Consider the following 15,442-nt stretch of genomic DNA (forward strand, 5'->3'; position numbering starts at 1 on the left):
ATTTATATCATCCCTTTAAAGGCGAAAAAAGCTAGGGACATCAAACCGGCCATTACCAGCGCGACGGGGGTACCGCTCATGGATCTCGGAGTCCGGGAAACCTCGATGCGTTCCCTTATGGCGGAGAGTACAATCAAAGCCAGCATGAATCCCAAACCGGAAGCAAAGGAGAAAGCCACGGTCTTGATGAAAGTAAATTCTTCCCGCTGGCAGATGATGGCAATACCCATGACCGCGCAGTTGGTAGTGATGAGCGGCAGAAATATGCCTAGTGATTTATATAGCGGAGGTATTGTCTTTTTGAGGAACATCTCCACAAATTGTACCAGTGAAGCGATGACGAGGATGAATGTCAGGGTTTGAAGGTATTCCAGTCCCAGCGGGTCCAGCAGGTATTCCTGCACCGCCCATGTTATTGATGCGGACATAGTGGCAACGAAGACTACTGCGCTGCCCATGCCCATAGCCACGGAAATCTTCTTGGAAGTGCCTATGAACGGACAGTTGCCCAGATACTGAGCCAGCACAATGTTATTTACGAATATGGCTGATATGAATAGCAGAAAATATTCTTTCATTGCGTTCTCCGTTAGCGGCTACAGATACCGCAGCTTCTGCATTCGTGACTGGGATTGTCCAGAACGGCCTGTCCTTTTCTTCTGGCCTGCCAACTGGTGAAGAAGTTCATGGCGCAAAGCATGAGCCCTAAGCAGACAAAAGCACCGGGCGCTTCGATCATGAAGGTGAAAGGTTTGTATCCGGTTGGCATTATCTGGTTACCGAAAACGGTTCCGTACCCTAGAAGTTCACGCAGGCTACCGAGCATGGTCAGGGAAATGGTAAAGCCCATACCCATGCCCAGCCCGTCCGCAGCGGCGTAGAGTACGGGATTCTTAGATGCGAATGCTTCAGCCCTGCCGAGGATGATGCAGTTGACCACGATAAGCGGCACAAATATTCCGAGCTGCTGGTAGAGAGGGTAGGCAAAAGCCTGCATAAGCAGCTCCACCGCCACCACCAATGATGCCGCAATGACAATGAAACAGGCAATGCGGACTTTGGGCGGGATGATTTTGCGAAAGATGGATACGAGAATATTGGACATGGTCAGTACGAAGATAACCGCAAGACCCATGCCCAGCCCGTTGTCAGCTGTTTTGGTAACCGCTAGAACGGGACAGAGTCCGAGCACAACTTTGAAGGGCGGAAGATCTTTCCAGAGTCCTTTTGAAAATTCATCCCATAATCTGCTCATCCTACAACCCCTTGGCCCATACTTTTACAATTTGCGGCCTTAGTGTTTTGAAAATTGAAACAGCTTTTTTTACCGCTTCAACAGATGCTGTGGAAGAAATAGTTGCCCCGGTGACTCCATCAATGTTTCCTCCTTTGGAGGAAAGTTCCAAGGTGGTGGAGTGTTTTTTGAACTGGCTGGTAAAACCGTGACCGGCTACTTTTGATCCAACACCGGGAGTTTCTTTCATTGTGGTGATACCTATGCCGGAGAGGCTGTCTTCATTTATATTGAATCCGACCATAACGCCCACTTCGCCGCCGAATCCTTTGGCGAAAGTTTCGAGGGCCACCCCTGAAATCTTACCATTTTTTATGGCAGGAAAAACCGTAACCTTTTTTCCCGTGCCGGGCACAGTAAATTTTTTGCGGTCCTTGACCGGTGAATTATCATATTCATTGAGGACTCTATTGATGGCTGGGCCCTGAACATAGGTCAGAACCTGTTCTTCTATACGGGATTGTGTGGCCTGTTTCAGACTGGCAAGGGTTATGCTGAACATTCCGCAGATAAGGGTCAGCACTAAGATCATTTTTAGTGATTCTTTCATGACCGTCTCCACAGGTGAATATTGGTTATGCCGCCGAACGGAGCAGGCCGGATTTTATCGATCAGCGGAGTCATGAGATTCGCGAGCAGGATGGCGAAAGGGACGCCATCCGGGTATATTCCGTAGACCCGGATTATGATGAGCAGCGCTCCTGCGATGAATCCGTAAATCAGCATTGGAATATGACCAGATGGTGAAGACGGTCCGTCCGTAGCCAGGAAAAATGCTCCGAATAAAGTGGAGCCGCAGAGCAGGTGGTATTGCGGCGCTGCGTATTCCAGAGGGTCTATGAAATAGAAAGCCGTGGCTGTTACCGCCACTCCGGCAATGAAAGACAGCGGGATATCCGGCCTTACGATCCTGCGGGCCAGCATATACACGCCGCCCAGTAAAACAGCTCCGGTCTGTGCCGCACCGGTTCCGCCCAGTTGAAAGCCGAGCAGCAGCGATTTTATGGGATATTCAGTCAATGTTTCAGGACCGAAGTTCTTCAGCTGGCTTAAAGGATATGTAAGCTCGGAAGCGAGCATTGATATGTCGAAATTCATGAGTTCCGGCCAGGAAACAGTAAGAATGGCCCAGCCTACGAGCGGCACACAAAGCGGATTTGCACCAAGCCCTCCGAAAATCATCCGCCCTATGAAAATGGAAATCGCGCTTCCTGTCGCCACCATCCACCACGGGGACGCGGGAGGAATCAGGAAGCCGAAGAGCAGTCCGTAAAGCAGGGCTGTATAGTTATCCGCTTCAATTTCCCTTTTCATCACATACAGGCATACGGTTTCGGTAATTACCGCGCTGAAAGAGGATAGTGCCAGTACCCGGACCGCAAGCATATGGTAATGGTAAACGGCAAAGAATACAGCGGGAAGCAGGGCGATAATGGTCTCGAGCGCGTCACTCTTGAATGTTCGTCCGCAATGGGCATGAGGGGGAATGGAAACGGTTAATACCGGCAGCCCGTTTAATGGTTTCATCTCTGCTCCCGGAGGTCTTCAATTATCGGTTTGGCGGCCAGTTCCTTTTTCGCCAGCCGGATGTATTGCAGAAGGGGTCTTTGAGCTTTGCACCAATAACCGCAAAGTCCGCATTCAAAGCATGAAGCGATATTGTACGCCTGTGTGTTTTCATACAGCCCGAATTCCGCATGCCGGGAAATCATATTCGGCATCAGCCGCGCCGGGCAGTGGATGACACATTCTCCACATCCCACACAAGGGTTGTCTTTAATTGTAGGTTCTTTATCCGGTCTGAGTATAGTGATAGCCTGCGTGTCGGCGCAAACCCCGTGTTTGAGGCTGTAAACGGTTTTCCCGGTCAAAGGACCGCCTAGAATTATGCGGTCGTGCTCAGCCGGTCTGAATCCCGCCGCTTTAAGCAGAACTCCCACCGGGGTGCCGACCGGAGTGAGGTAAGGGGTGCTGCCTATCTTTACGATTACAAGGGTAACCGGCTGTTTCCCGTGTACCGTCCTGCCTATACGGTAAAGTTCGGTAACATTCATAACGCATACATCCGGCGGCATTTCATTGCTTGTGACAGCCTTGGTTACCAGTTCAGGCAGACTGTTTGGGTAAACCGGGGGTATCTCATGTCCTGTACAGCCGGGTATGGTCCAGTTCATTCCTTTGGGTAAGGCTAAGGCACATGCCTTGGGAGAAAGAGCTTTTTTAAGATAATTCAGCCCTGTAGTCAGTATCTCTGTAAATTCTTCTATCAGGAACCGGTGTCCGTCCATGCCGGCTTCATGCGGTACGGAATTTATAATCAGGGTACATTCTTTTTTTAAGTTGCGGATGTCCACGCCGTTTTTGCGTAATGCCTCCAGCATGGCGGCAGGCTCTGTTGCGGAAAAATCAGCAGGCAGCGCCACCCGTGTCCCTTCTTCCCGGATGGTGATGAAATCTTTTTTTATATCAATAACCCTGCCGGAGACGGAGCTGTGCAGATCAGCTTTTCTCCCGGCCGGATCGGAAGCCACGGCCTGCGCTTTGGAAACCTGTTCGTTTATCTGAACAAGAGGGGACAGGCCGCTTATCTCTATGCTGATTTCAAGCGGACCTCCGAGATCCTGTTCCCACAGGTTGACAATAGGGCCGCGCTCAGAAGGAATGAGTGAAAAAAGAGGGTTCATAATCTGGTATCCCCTTTTATTTTAAATGACATCTGCTGCATTCGTTTTCCTTGTACGGACCCCGTTTCAGTTGTTTATGGCAGTCCATGCACTGGTCATGAAAAGCGTTATTCCTATTCAGAACAAGATCCTTTTTATTCTTCCTGTGGCATTGGCTGCAGGCCGTGAAGTCCCCTGAGTATTCCTCCATATTTCGCATTTTATGGCAGGGGGTACAGCCTTTGAGCCCTTCCTCAAACATATCATCATGACATGTAATACAGCGGTCATGGGCTGCATCACGCACACTGGGCCTGTCAGCTGAGCCGGTGTTGGTGTGGCAGTTTCCGCATTTCTGAGGCTCTTTTTCAATGTCGGTATCATGGTGGCAGGTCTGGCAGTCATCCTCCGCATATTCTTCATGGGCGGCATGGTCGAAATTGAGCTTACCAAGTTCGGCGTGATGGCATTTTACACAATAGCTGGTGTCCGGGAAGGATCTGATATGCTCACGCACATAGTCTTTATCGAATGATTCAGGATGGCAGGAACCGCAGGGAAGCGGCTCATGGTCATCTGTTTTTCTTTCATGGTGGCATTTGCCGCAGGGGATTTCATAATCACGGTGATGGCGGATGTGGGTGAAGATAACTTTTCCGCCGCTGTTTTTTAATAAAATGCGGACTGGTATTTCTTCTTTTTTTTCTGGAGAAAGGTATCCTGTAACAGCCAGTCCGAAGAGAACGGCAATTACTAATGAGATGGGAAAGAATTTTTTACGCACCGAGTAAGTCCTTGCTTTATAACAAACTATTAACTGTTTATTTTATACTCAAGGAGAAGGTTTTTGTCCAGTCTAAAAAAGACGTAGTAAAAGCAGTTTTGTATCGTTCTTTTCCTGTTTGGCAGACTAATTTTTGGAAAATACGTTTCTGTTGAATAATTATATCAAAAAAAACAAGACAAGTAGAATCTATAAATCATGATACTTTCTGTAGAGGTTTCATAAAATTCTTTCTCCTGTGACATCCTGGACACACAGGACTGCTAAGTATTCCCATTGAAGCGGGGCAGGGCCCCGAATTGGAGTAAAAAAAATCAGGAGAAAGTGATGAAATTTTCTAACAGACTCAGTGTATTAATGTTTCTTGCGGTTTGCGCTATGATTATGGCCTCCGCACCTGCTTATGCGAAAGTGAAAAAGGTCCGCGTATACAAAGGCAATCCTGCCAAGTACGTATTTCTGTTTATCGGTGACGGTATGGGGCTGCCTCAGAAAGGGGCTGCCGAAGCATTCACCGGGGAACAGCTTCTTATGAACAGCTTCCCGGCTCAGGGAATGACCACCACTTATGCCGCGGACAGATTTATCACCGGTTCTGCCGCTTCCGCAACCGCTCTTGCCAGTGGACAGAAAACTAATATCGGCATGCTCGGCATGGCGCCCAATCAGATGAAGGTCAAATCCATCGCTGAAATGGCAAAATCAGAAGGTAAGAAGGTCGGGATTGTTTCAAGTGTATCAATCGACCACGCAACCCCCGCAGCTTTTTATGCTCACGTTCCCACTCGTGGTCAGTATTACGACATCGATGTAGCCCTTTCCGAAAGTAATTTTGATTTCTTTGGCGGCGGCGGTTTGAAAGATGTTAACAACAAGAAGAAAAATTCCACAAACTTTAAAGGTAATGCTCTCGATCTTATCAAAAAGGCCGGCTATAAAGTTGTAACCGATAAAGATGAGTTCATGGCCCTTAAGCCTGCTGACGGTAAAGTTATTTCATGGAACGCATGGCTTCAGGATTCCAAAGCCTTACCTTATGTCATGGATATGCGTCCGCAGGATATTACTCTGCCTGAATTTACTTCCAAGGCCATCGAAATGCTCGACAATCCGGAAGGTTTTTTTCTGATGGTTGAGGGTGGAAAAATTGACTGGGCCTGTCATGCAAATGATGCAACCGCATTTATCAAGAACACCATCGCTTTTGATAATTCCATCAAACAAGCGGTAGATTTTGCCAAAAAGCATCCTAAAGAAACCCTTATAGTTGTAACCGGCGACCATGAGTGTGGCGGTCTTACCCTCGGTTTCGCAGGTACAAAGTACAGCTCTCATTACGATGCCCTTAAGCCTCAGTCCATCTCCTTTCAGCAGTTTTCCGATGAAGTGGTTAAGCTATGGAAGAAAGAGCATAAAGGAAACGCAAGCTTTGAGGATTTCGAGCCCACCATCACACATTTCTTCGGTCTCGAGTTTGAAGGTGATGCCAAGACGAATCCGCTTGTAGTAAAAGACTACCAGCTGACCATGCTTAAAGATGCTTACGAGCGCACCATGAAGGGGGAAAAGGAGTTCAAGAATCCCGAACTTTATAACCTCTACGGCGGTTATGATCCTCTGACTGTAACCATCACCCACGTGCTTAATAACAATGCCGGTCTGGGCTGGACTTCATACAAGCACACCGGTGTACCCGTAGCCACTTCCGCGATGGGTGTCGGCTCCACTTCCTTTAACGGATACTATGACAATATCGATATCGCCTACAAAATCATGGCCATCATGGGCATGACTCCTAAAATTCACGCAGGTATCGACAACGCTGAATTCGCAGCCAAATAGCAGCTCGTTTATACTTTAACTGTTAGGGCGGGGCATCACCTGATGTCCCGCTTTTACCTTTAAGCTTTCAGCGATAAAACATCTAAACACCTGAGATTATGCCTGGATTATTTAAAAATAGAGAATTTATTCTTGTTACCGTCTTTGCTGTGCTTACCTCCATTCTGTATTTTATCCCGACTGATTTCGATCAGCGTGTTGCCGATAATGCCGAACGCTGCCGGGCAGAGATTCTTTCGGTGGATAATTCGGATATTGACCAGTTCGGTATAGTAAAAACCGGACCGCAGGCTGTGACCATGAAGATCCTTGATGGTAGATTCAAAGGTAAAGTGCTTAAGGGTACCAATGAACTTCTCGGTCAGATGGATAAGGATAAATTATTTGCAAAGGGTGATGAAGCTCTGGCTGTAATCACTTATGACGCACAGGGCAATCCCATGTATGCCGTGCCGCAGGATCATTATCGCATTGATCTTGAACTGACCATGCTGTTGCTATTTTCATTTTTGTTACTCGTTTTCGGCGGCTGGACCGGAGCCAAGGCTCTTTTTTCTTTTATGTTTACTGCGCTGGTGCTTTGGAAGCTGCTTGTGCCTGCACTTCTTGACGGGGTTGACCCGGTATGGATTACCCTAGGGGTGGTAGCGGGCCTTTGTGCGGTGATCATTTTCATGGTTGCGGGCTTAAACCGCAAAGGCGTAGTCGCATTTCTGGGATCATTTCTCGGAGTTCTAACCAGCTGCCTGCTGGCTATTTATTTTACCGGGAAATTACATCTGCAGGGCGCGGTGATGCCTTTTGCCGAAACGTTGCTTTATTCTGGATTCGGTCATCTTGATCTGACCCGTATTTATATTGCCGCCGTATTTCTGGCCTGCTCCGGTGCGGTGATGGATCTGGCAATGGATGTTGCCGCCAGCATGGATGAAGTGGTGCGCATTAATCCTGATATCGGACACATGCAGGCTTTAGCTTCAGGTATCCGGGTCGGCAGGGCAGTTGTCGGGACAATGACCACAACCCTCCTGCTGGCTTATTCCGGCGGATTCATCACTCTGCTGATGGCCTTTATGGCACAGGGCGTGCCGCTGATGAATACTTATAATTTTGTTTATGTTTCCGCTGAAATCTTGAAAACTCTGGTGGGCAGTTTCGGGTTGGTCACTGTAGCGCCTTTTACCGCTTTGGCCGGGGCATTTATTTTTGTCAGGAAAAATAGATAGTTTGATCAGATGAGCTTGTCGTACATGGTTTCGTTGTGCTAATTTAACTCTATCCTTGTATTAAGGCGGAGGTAAATTCTTTGAAGCTACGTTTGATTTGTGTTTGTCTTATCCTTTTCTGCTGCGGAGGCTGTGTTGCCTCCAAAGTCGGTAAAACCGGTAAAGCCGGTGTTTCCGAAAGCTTCTTCTCTCTACCGGAAGTCCGGGAGCGCATAATCGCGTATCATGAAAGAGGGCAGTATGATAAAGACGTGGAACGGCAGGCGAAATCAGTTGCCGAAGCCGTGGACAAGTCGATTAAGGAGCGGGTTGAGTTTCCCGCAGTAGTGATGATGGTGGAAGATGTTCTGCTTTCAACCTATGAAGCACGCAAGGAGCAGAGCTTTGCGGAAAACCAGGCAGCGCTTACCGCTTTGGAATCCCATGTAATCCTGAGTTCGCTTCCTGCGGTTGCCCCATCACTCGATCTGTTTAACTTCCTGTTGCAGCGTAATATCCCTGTTTTTCTGGTTTCATACCGGCCGGAAAGTTTTCGTGTTCCGGTTATGGATAATTTATCCAAGGCCGGTTTTTCCGGATGGAAGAAAATTTTTATGAGACCGACCAACTATCTTGCAAGATCAAATTTCAGCGAGGAAGTTCGCAAGGGCTTGCAACGGACAGGGTTTAATGTAGTCGCAACTATCGGGGCTGTGCCGGAAGATATATCCGGCGAGTTTGCCGGCAAGGCTGTTCTTTATCCCAATCATATTTATTCCCGGCGCTAAAAAGAAAACGGGCCCATCATCTGTGGGCCCGTTTTATAAAACAGCGATTATTTATGGCGCAGCAGATCAGGTCTTGCGTACGTATTTGGCTGCGCTTAAGCCCGCTACACACCCTTCGCCCACGGCTTTAGCCATCTGAAGCGGAGGGCCGCAAATATCTCCGGCTGCGAAAATACCGGGGACGTTGGTACGCTGCTGCTTATCTGTTTTAATGAATTTCATGGAGTCGTCCAGTTCTATTCCCAGTTCAGCGGCAAGGGACATGACTCCTTTTGCGCCCAGTTCGATGAAAACTCCGGTAACATCAAGCTTGGTGCCGTCCTTGAATACAAGGCCGTCAACCCCGCTATCTCCGGTTATTTTCTCAATTTCGGCGCCTTCATGTATTATGATGCTTTCAGCTTTGAGTTTTTCCATAAGCTCAGGGGCAAAGTTAAATTCTTTGGCCACAAGATGAACTTTGGATGCGAGATGTGATAAATGGAGCGCTCCGCCTGCTGCGGCGCTTTCTCCGCCCACGATGGCAATTTCTTCACCGCGGAAAAAGTTGCCGTCGCACTCAACGCAATAGCTTACGCCTTTGCCGAACAGATCTTTTTCACCTGGAACCCCCAGCTTGTTGCGGGTTGTTCCTGTGCAGATTACGATTGCTTTGGTCTTGAATTCCTTGGTTTCGGAGGTGATTGTAAAGCCTCCTGCGCCGAGGTCCATAAGGTCGGGAGTTTTAATTTTAAGAACATCTTCATTAAAGAAAACAGCCCCGAAACTTTCTGCCTGCTGCTGGCCTGTTTTCAGGATTTGTTCACCTGAAATTTCCAGCGTACAGCAGAAGTTCTCTATGTGAGCCCACCAGAGACTGCTTTTGTCATTTTTGCCCAGAATTAATACTTTGAGTCCTTTTCGTGCTGAATGGATAGCGGCCTGCAAACCTGCAGGGCCGGCCCCCAGAATGATGATATCGTAGTTGGTTTCAGTCATTGACAGCTGTCCGTTGTGAATAGTTATTTTTAAAAGGTCTACAATTATAGGTAATCTTTATTTAACAAATGACAAGAAAGTGTTCTCTGTATTATTCCACAAAAACGGTTAAGAGTTAAGCTGTTCCATCACTGGTTTATACAGATCGTGTATCTGCTTTGTAGCCGGTAGCTGCTCCATAATTTGTTCAACATATTCGCGTCTTAGCATTTCTTTTCGTGACCATTCAAAATTGAGGTCAAAAGCCCAGCTTAAAAGCAATAGTCGAAAATCGTTCAGGCAGCTCATTTCATTATACGCGCCCTGTTTTCCCTGCTTGAGTGCTTTCACTATGGATTCTGTGACTACATCCGGTTTTTCCGTAAGCCCCATAAGCGGGGCTTCGTTTCCGGTTCCTACATGTTGCAGGTGCGGAATCAGTACTTTGATGATGTCTATTTTGTCGGAGTCCCGGACAATCTCAGTGCAAATCCTGAGTTCTTTGGAAATGAAGTCCGGCAGCTTGTTTCGGTTATGCATGGCAATGGCGCCAAGAACCGTATTGCGCTGCCTGCGCGGTAGACCGTCAAGCAGTTTGTTTTTTAATACTGTTCTGGCTCCGAGTTTTCCGTGATTGCAGGAGTCGGCATCCCTGAATGTTTTATATTTCAGGTATTGGGGAAATCTTCCGGTATCGTGGAATAAGGCCGCAATACGTGATGTCTCGTCAAGTTCAGAGGGCAGGGATAATGAATCACAGATATTGCAGCTGTTATCGAAGACATCAAAAGAGTGATCGAATTTCAGCTGAATATCGGCCTTATCCTCTTCAGTCGCATTTCGCAGGTAGGGAGTTGCAAAATCGATGAATGTCTCTTTGAATTTTTTCATTGTTCAGGACAGGATTCTTTTTTTCTTAAACTTGTAATCGACTTCAGAAATTTTTCCTGATTTGAGATCTTCTTCAAGCTTAGCAAGTTCTTTTTCTCGCATTTCTTCTGCTTCGCGGTCCAGTTCGTGATCACGGAATTTGCCGTTTGGACCAAACAGTAGGCGTAAGAAAAGCATAATAACGCCGAGGATTGCGGCAACAAAAAGCATTTTTGCCGCTGAGGCCCAGAAGTCACCGTATCCGGGACCGAAAGGCCAGTGGTCCCAATGAGGATCGCTTTCATATTTGCCGGATATAAATGAAAATACGGATAAAATTGTCTGTATCATAAGTTCTTCCTGTTTTGTTTTCGTGAATAATTAACTCTCATTTTAACTCTCCGCAAGATAAACCGGAAATCGTGTTTTTTTAAGGCATCTTTTTACTAACCATCTATAATAATTAGAATGATAAGGGTTTCACGGAGAGTGTGCGGCGAGAGAGTTTCAGAAAAAAATTTTAAACTGTCCGATATCACTGGACAGGGAGCATTAGCGTAATTAACTAAAGAACTGCGGCTTCGGTCGCATTTTTTATAACCTAAGGAAATGAGGTATTAGATGAAACTACTCGGGTATTTGGTTCTTCCCCTGACAATTGTCTGCCTGCTGGCCCTTTCGGTCGGTGACGCGGATGCGAGAAGATTGGGCGGTGGGAGATCCTTCGGCAGCAAGCCATCTTTTTCTAAAACGTACAGAAAACCGACATCAACAACCACAACCAGTAGTCAGGCAAGTGGCGTCAACAAACAGCAGGGCGGTATTTCCCGTCCCGGAATGGGCCTTTTCGGAGGGCTGCTGGCCGGAACTTTTCTCGGTTCCATGTTAGGCGGTTTCGGCGGCATGGGCGGCGGCGGATTATTTAATATTCTGATCATCGGCGTGCTTGTTTATTTCGGATTCAAGTTTTTTAAATCACGCAGCCGCGGGGCTGACGATATGTACCGGCAGGGTAATTACCAGCGCGGTCCGGATCAGTCCCAGACCCAGAGTAATATGAATAATGATCCTTATGCCCGCAGGGAGCATAATGCTCAGAATGCGTGGGAGCATCTTTCTTCCAAGCCTTCTTCTCAGCCCGGTGCAGGTTCTTCCGCATCGCATGGTGGACCGCAGATTAATACTCCCGCAGGGTTTGATGAAGAAGAGTTCCTCGAGGGAGCCAAGGCTGTTTATACCCGGCTGCAGAAATCATGGGACAACCGTGATATGGCTGATATTGAACAGTTTGCAACCTCTGAAGTTGTGAATGAAATCAAACAGCAGGCCAAGGAAGACCCCGGTCCTTCGCAGACTGACGTAATGATGGTGAACGCCAGACTCCTGGAAGTGAAAGAAGAAGGCGGCATGACCAATGCTACCGTTTATTACGATGTCCTTTTGCGTGAGGACCCATCTCAATCGCAGCCTTCACAGGTGCGAGAGGTCTGGCATTTCGTTAAGCCCGTCGGCTCTGATGGAATGTGGAAGCTGGACGGTATTCAGCAGCTTGAAGAATAGCTTTTAGCCGCGGTCGTAAATTTTGCAAATCTCTTTGCGTATGACCGTATAAATAGATAATATAGAGGTACCGCTTAAAAGGCGGTACCTTTTTTTGTATTTAGATTCGGGCGCTGAAGGTTTTGGAATCTGGAGGACTTGATGGAGGTAAAAATAATTGAAAAGATTGATGCGGATCTTAAAGGGCTGATTCCCGGTTTTATGGCGATAACCCATAGGGAAGTAAAGGAAATTGGGGCTGCCATCAAGTCTGAAGATTTGGCTACCGTCACTCGGCTCGGTCATAATCTCAAAGGCTCTGCCTTGAATTATGGCTTTTTAGAGCTGGGGAAAATCGGTCGTAGAATCGAAGCAGGTGCTGCCGGCAATGATTTAAATAAGGTCCTTGTGGAATTTGCCGCGCTCAAGGATTATGTTGAGCGGGTTGAAGTGCAATTCGTTTAAGCCCTTGTGTTACCAGAGAAATCGGTCCAGTTCCAGTTTGAATGTTTTGGGATGGATGCATTCTACAATTTCCAGATTATTCCCCTGTTTTGTCTCTGAATCCTTGGAAAGATCTATAAATTCAGGATGAATAGCTCTGAAACGGCTGTTGAATACAATTTTTACCCGCGGCAGTAGCGGAGCTTTGGGGGTGTTTGAAATCACTACCCCGTAGCGGCCGTCGGATAACTTTACAAAGCAACCAACCGGATAAATCCCCACACATTTGATGAAGCTTTCCAGATATCTGGGATGAAATGCGGAATTAGCCATAGTGTAGAGGTGTTTTATCGCCGAATGCGGGGTAAGCGCTTCTCTATATGGCCTTTCTATCGTCATGGCATCATATGCGTCACATATGGAAATTATGCGTGAAATCTGAGGTATATCATTCCCGGAAAGCCCTTGAGGGTATCCTGTTCCGTCGTAATTTTCATGATGTGAGTATACTGATTCGATAATGGTTTCAGGTGTAGCCTGTTCTTTAAGGTACTGGCAGCCTTTAAGGGGATGATTTTTAATCAGCTCAAATTCATCATGGGAAAGTTTTCCCTTTTTCTGCATGACCTTCGGAGATATCCACAATTGGCCGAGATTCATGAGCATGGCTGTGATAGATATGTCCTCCATAGTCTTTCTGGAAAGTCCCATATACCGCCCAAGCATAGAACTCAGTATGGCTGTGTTTAGGCTATGGGTATATAGGTATCTGTCTGCACGGGCCAGCACGGTAATGCTAGCGGCCGCACTGCTGTTTCTATCTATGGAATCCAGAAGGGGGGTAATATCCTTTTTGTATTCGGAAATATTGAGCTGACCCTTATCCTCAACAGTCTGATATATCCTCTGCACACAGTGAAGGGCATTGTTGTAAGCTTCGCGTGCGAAGAGAATTTCTTCGGAGTAAGTAGTCTGCGGAAAATTGTTTTGTGGTGAGCTTTGCTCCGAGTCGATCAGAACTTCGCTAATATTAAGTTTAAGTATAGCGGCGATGTCCGCTTTGGAAGAGATCATTTTGTTTGAAAGTTCCGGCGGTATGGAGGCCATTCCGCTTGCTGAGCAAATAACAAACATTCCTTCCTGAAGATTCGTGGTCTTTATCTTTTCTAACATATTGGTCGCTTTTAAATTATCTGAATCATGATAGGTCTCATGGTACCAAATAAGATTTACATTCAGGTAGTACAGAGGGCAAGTGAAAAGTGCGTATTCCGCGCTACGCGGATGTGGGATGTTACTCCGTCACTTTACGCACTCAATCTTTTTTAGCAGGGCGACTCAATTCGCATATTTTATAAGGCTTTGATTCTATTTTCACATACCCTCCGTTGAATTTATCTTCCCTTATTTACAATAGTAATTACGATTTTTGATTTGTCTATACGGTTTTCGCCGAAAAGGTGTAGTTTTGTAGTTTTACCGTGTTGTTCAACTGAACAAAATATTGTTCAATTGGGGGTTGACTGTTCTTTTATCTTAATTTATATGTAGTTCATAATGAAAATAAACAACAAATGAGCAGCGGTTATGTCTAGTCAGTATCTTAGTTTGAGGGAAGTGGGTCGAAGGTTGGGTATACCTCCTTCTACTGTTGTCTATTATAAAGATAAATATTCTAAATTCTTGCCTTCTTCAGGGAAGTCAGGGCGGCGGCAGAGGTATTCTGTAGAAGCTTTGGAAATTTTTCGGAGGATACGTGAAATGTATGGATTGAATTGGTCAACTGAACAGATTGAAAATGAATTAAGCTTAAAATTCGGAGCATTAGTAGATAAGATTAATAATGATCAACAAATGATCAATGAAGCAGGTCTGGAGTCAAGCTCGGATATGCAGACTGTAATTAAAGGCTTATCTTCTGTTCTGGGTAAGGTTTCGGATCTTTTGTCTAATCAGGCGTTATTTCAGACAGAATTGCGTGACCTGAGAGAAGAGGTCTCGAACCTACGCAGTGAGAAGCGGAAACTTTCTGCCGAGACTAATGAGCGCATTCTGGACATGTCCATGGAGATCGGCCGCTTGAAGCGTGACCGTGTGGAGTTGTTCAGACTTTTACGTTCCGGCGGGAATGGTCCCGATGTCTCTTCATTTCCTTCTTCCGGCTATTTGGAGCGTCCGCTGGTGATACGCAATTCAGAAGGTGATTATCTTGGTGTTGCCGGAAAAGGGCGCAAGCATTTTTCATTGGAAGATTTTGTTAAACTTCTTGAAAATAGTGTGAACTCGCACAGAAGTGTTGATCTTGAATGGAAAGAAAGTAACGGGCAGTGGGTGTTGGTTATAGATGCCAGTGAAAGCGGTCCGGGTTCACAGAAGGAGATTGTTCTGGTTACGGAAGAAAATGTCACTCCCAATAACAATACTGTTGTCCGCATCGATAGTATGGAAATTAATGGTAAAGAAGTTCCAGGAGCTCTTTTGTTTAGTCTTTTCAAACAGATACGTGAGAGTTTTGACCGCTAGTTTCTTTTCTTGCTTTTCTAGAAAAAGTCTTGATACTTTATGAAAATATGGTTAGTAAAATATAGATATTAGTAGAGGAGTAGCCTTAGGAGGAAGTTATGCCGCAGGTTGCAGCCAGAATTACGAATGATCAGGAACAGTGGCTCAAAAATTATTTTAAAACCAAAAGCGCAGGTGCAGAGTTTATTCTGCCTTGGGCTGTGGACATGTTTTTTAAATCCATGCGTTCTGTTGCGCAGGAATTAAACGTAGCTGAATTAAAGACTGTGCTGGAAGCATATCAGGGCGTTAAGATCCTTCCGAATCAGTGCAAAGGAGCTTATCTTTTTCTCCAGATTGAAGAAGCTTGTGAGAATGATAAAGTTCACAATAATCACGGAGTCAGTTGGCCGAATCTTGAAGCAAAATTGAAACGTCTTTCTGACGTTCAGTCCTCTTCGCTTATGATCTGGGCCTCTGCGTACTGGGTAAGTAAGGTTTGGAACGGAGTAAGTTTTGAAGAATACATCAAGCTGACTTGCAGTTGATGCGTT

Annotated in this window: 17 protein-coding genes; 7 read left to right on the top strand and 10 right to left on the bottom strand. The window is 46.3% G+C overall.

What is annotated here, in order from left to right; all coding sequences use genetic code 11:
- Positions 1 to 2 precede the first annotated feature (2 nt).
- The 6 genes from ACKU35_RS12215 to ACKU35_RS12240 are packed head-to-tail and all read right to left on the bottom strand — an operon-like array spanning position 3 to position 4,741.
- Positions 3 to 578, bottom strand: coding sequence for an RnfABCDGE type electron transport complex subunit A (locus ACKU35_RS12215; RefSeq protein WP_319759498.1), 576 nt, complete (start codon positions 576 to 578; stop codon positions 3 to 5).
- 11 nt (positions 579 to 589) lie between these two features.
- Complete coding sequence (locus tag ACKU35_RS12220; protein ID WP_319759499.1) at positions 590 to 1,255, bottom strand: electron transport complex subunit E; 666 nt, start codon at positions 1,253 to 1,255, stop codon at positions 590 to 592.
- A gap of 1 nt (position 1,256) precedes the next feature.
- Entirely contained in the window at positions 1,257 to 1,844 is a 588-nt protein-coding gene (rnfG, locus tag ACKU35_RS12225; RefSeq protein ID WP_319759500.1) for an RnfABCDGE type electron transport complex subunit G, read from the bottom strand.
- Positions 1,841 to 2,821, bottom strand: coding sequence for an RnfABCDGE type electron transport complex subunit D (locus tag ACKU35_RS12230; RefSeq protein WP_319759501.1), 981 nt, complete (start codon positions 2,819 to 2,821; stop codon positions 1,841 to 1,843). Before ACKU35_RS12230 ends, rnfG begins: the two co-directional genes overlap by 4 nt.
- Entirely contained in the window at positions 2,818 to 3,978 is a 1,161-nt protein-coding gene (locus ACKU35_RS12235; RefSeq protein ID WP_319759502.1) for a 4Fe-4S dicluster domain-containing protein, read from the bottom strand. Before ACKU35_RS12235 ends, ACKU35_RS12230 begins: the two co-directional genes overlap by 4 nt.
- A 16-nt stretch (positions 3,979 to 3,994) precedes the next feature.
- A complete protein-coding gene (locus tag ACKU35_RS12240; protein WP_319759503.1) occupies positions 3,995 to 4,741 on the bottom strand; it encodes a cytochrome c3 family protein in 747 nt (248 codons plus the stop codon).
- 327 nt (positions 4,742 to 5,068) lie between these two features.
- On the opposite strand from ACKU35_RS12240, the gene ACKU35_RS12245 reads away from it, so the two are divergent.
- From ACKU35_RS12245 to ACKU35_RS12255, 3 genes are all read left to right on the top strand, one after another.
- On the top strand, positions 5,069 to 6,583 hold the full coding sequence (locus tag ACKU35_RS12245; RefSeq protein WP_319759504.1) for an alkaline phosphatase: 1,515 nt from the start codon (positions 5,069 to 5,071) through the stop codon (positions 6,581 to 6,583).
- 98 nt (positions 6,584 to 6,681) lie between these two features.
- Entirely contained in the window at positions 6,682 to 7,809 is a 1,128-nt protein-coding gene (locus ACKU35_RS12250) for a YibE/F family protein (protein WP_319759505.1), read from the top strand.
- Between the two features lie 80 nt (positions 7,810 to 7,889).
- Positions 7,890 to 8,576 (top strand): HAD family acid phosphatase, encoded by a 687-nt coding sequence (locus tag ACKU35_RS12255; RefSeq protein WP_319759506.1) that lies wholly within the window; start codon positions 7,890 to 7,892, stop codon positions 8,574 to 8,576.
- 66 nt (positions 8,577 to 8,642) lie between these two features.
- On the opposite strand, the gene ACKU35_RS12260 is transcribed toward ACKU35_RS12255, so the two are convergent.
- The 3 genes from ACKU35_RS12260 to ACKU35_RS12270 all read right to left on the bottom strand — a co-directional run bounded on the left by ACKU35_RS12260 (position 8,643) and on the right by ACKU35_RS12270 (position 10,754).
- Positions 8,643 to 9,554: an NAD(P)/FAD-dependent oxidoreductase gene (locus tag ACKU35_RS12260; RefSeq protein WP_319759507.1), complete on the bottom strand. Its 912-nt coding sequence runs from the start codon at positions 9,552 to 9,554 to the stop codon at positions 8,643 to 8,645.
- 108 nt (positions 9,555 to 9,662) lie between these two features.
- Positions 9,663 to 10,424, bottom strand: a complete 762-nt coding sequence (locus ACKU35_RS12265; RefSeq protein WP_319759508.1) for an HD domain-containing protein — start codon at positions 10,422 to 10,424, stop codon at positions 9,663 to 9,665.
- A gap of 3 nt (positions 10,425 to 10,427) precedes the next feature.
- On the bottom strand, positions 10,428 to 10,754 hold the full coding sequence (locus ACKU35_RS12270) for an SHOCT domain-containing protein (protein ID WP_319759509.1): 327 nt from the start codon (positions 10,752 to 10,754) through the stop codon (positions 10,428 to 10,430).
- Positions 10,755 to 11,024: 270 nt separating this feature from the next.
- On the opposite strand from ACKU35_RS12270, the gene ACKU35_RS12275 reads away from it, so the two are divergent.
- Both ACKU35_RS12275 and ACKU35_RS12280 read left to right on the top strand, forming a co-directional pair.
- On the top strand, positions 11,025 to 11,963 hold the full coding sequence (locus ACKU35_RS12275) for a TIM44-like domain-containing protein (RefSeq protein ID WP_319759510.1): 939 nt from the start codon (positions 11,025 to 11,027) through the stop codon (positions 11,961 to 11,963).
- A 141-nt stretch (positions 11,964 to 12,104) separates the two neighbouring features.
- Positions 12,105 to 12,407 (top strand): Hpt domain-containing protein, encoded by a 303-nt coding sequence (locus tag ACKU35_RS12280; protein WP_319759511.1) that lies wholly within the window; start codon positions 12,105 to 12,107, stop codon positions 12,405 to 12,407.
- A gap of 9 nt (positions 12,408 to 12,416) precedes the next feature.
- Here ACKU35_RS12280 and ACKU35_RS12285 read toward each other — a convergent pair whose 3' ends face one another.
- Positions 12,417 to 13,559 carry an HD-GYP domain-containing protein gene (locus tag ACKU35_RS12285; RefSeq protein ID WP_319759512.1) on the bottom strand — a complete coding sequence of 381 codons (1,143 nt, stop codon included), beginning with the start codon at positions 13,557 to 13,559 and terminating at the stop codon, positions 12,417 to 12,419.
- Between the two features lie 414 nt (positions 13,560 to 13,973).
- Here ACKU35_RS12285 and ACKU35_RS12290 point away from each other — a divergent pair, with 414 nt between their 5' ends.
- Both ACKU35_RS12290 and ACKU35_RS12295 read left to right on the top strand, forming a co-directional pair.
- On the top strand, positions 13,974 to 14,909 hold the full coding sequence (locus ACKU35_RS12290) for a MerR family transcriptional regulator (RefSeq protein ID WP_319759513.1): 936 nt from the start codon (positions 13,974 to 13,976) through the stop codon (positions 14,907 to 14,909).
- A gap of 98 nt (positions 14,910 to 15,007) precedes the next feature.
- Positions 15,008 to 15,436 (top strand): hypothetical protein, encoded by a 429-nt coding sequence (locus ACKU35_RS12295; protein ID WP_319759514.1) that lies wholly within the window; start codon positions 15,008 to 15,010, stop codon positions 15,434 to 15,436.
- Positions 15,437 to 15,442: the final 6 nt, after the last annotated feature.

It is taken from the genome of Maridesulfovibrio sp. (assembly GCF_963676065.1).
Lineage (GTDB): Bacteria > Desulfobacterota > Desulfovibrionia > Desulfovibrionales > Desulfovibrionaceae > Maridesulfovibrio.

Bases quoted from the DNA above. Each gene is read 5' to 3' on its own strand.
- ACKU35_RS12215 (WP_319759498.1), bottom strand. From the start codon at position 578: ATGAAAGAATATTTTCTGCTATTCATATCAGCCATATTCGTAAATAAC.
- ACKU35_RS12220 (WP_319759499.1), bottom strand. From the start codon at position 1,255: ATGAGCAGATTATGGGATGAATTTTCAAAAGGACTCTGGAAAGATCTT.
- rnfG (WP_319759500.1), bottom strand. From the start codon at position 1,844: ATGAAAGAATCACTAAAAATGATCTTAGTGCTGACCCTTATCTGCGGA.
- ACKU35_RS12230 (WP_319759501.1), bottom strand. From the start codon at position 2,821: ATGAAACCATTAAACGGGCTGCCGGTATTAACCGTTTCCATTCCCCCT.
- ACKU35_RS12235 (WP_319759502.1), bottom strand. From the start codon at position 3,978: ATGAACCCTCTTTTTTCACTCATTCCTTCTGAGCGCGGCCCTATTGTC.
- ACKU35_RS12245 (WP_319759504.1), top strand. From the start codon at position 5,069: ATGAAATTTTCTAACAGACTCAGTGTATTAATGTTTCTTGCGGTTTGC.
- ACKU35_RS12250 (WP_319759505.1), top strand. From the start codon at position 6,682: ATGCCTGGATTATTTAAAAATAGAGAATTTATTCTTGTTACCGTCTTT.
- ACKU35_RS12260 (WP_319759507.1), bottom strand. From the start codon at position 9,554: ATGACTGAAACCAACTACGATATCATCATTCTGGGGGCCGGCCCTGCA.
- ACKU35_RS12265 (WP_319759508.1), bottom strand. From the start codon at position 10,424: ATGAAAAAATTCAAAGAGACATTCATCGATTTTGCAACTCCCTACCTG.
- ACKU35_RS12270 (WP_319759509.1), bottom strand. From the start codon at position 10,754: ATGATACAGACAATTTTATCCGTATTTTCATTTATATCCGGCAAATAT.
- ACKU35_RS12275 (WP_319759510.1), top strand. From the start codon at position 11,025: ATGAAACTACTCGGGTATTTGGTTCTTCCCCTGACAATTGTCTGCCTG.
- ACKU35_RS12280 (WP_319759511.1), top strand. From the start codon at position 12,105: ATGGAGGTAAAAATAATTGAAAAGATTGATGCGGATCTTAAAGGGCTG.
- ACKU35_RS12285 (WP_319759512.1), bottom strand. From the start codon at position 13,559: ATGTTAGAAAAGATAAAGACCACGAATCTTCAGGAAGGAATGTTTGTT.
- ACKU35_RS12290 (WP_319759513.1), top strand. From the start codon at position 13,974: ATGTCTAGTCAGTATCTTAGTTTGAGGGAAGTGGGTCGAAGGTTGGGT.
- ACKU35_RS12295 (WP_319759514.1), top strand. From the start codon at position 15,008: ATGCCGCAGGTTGCAGCCAGAATTACGAATGATCAGGAACAGTGGCTC.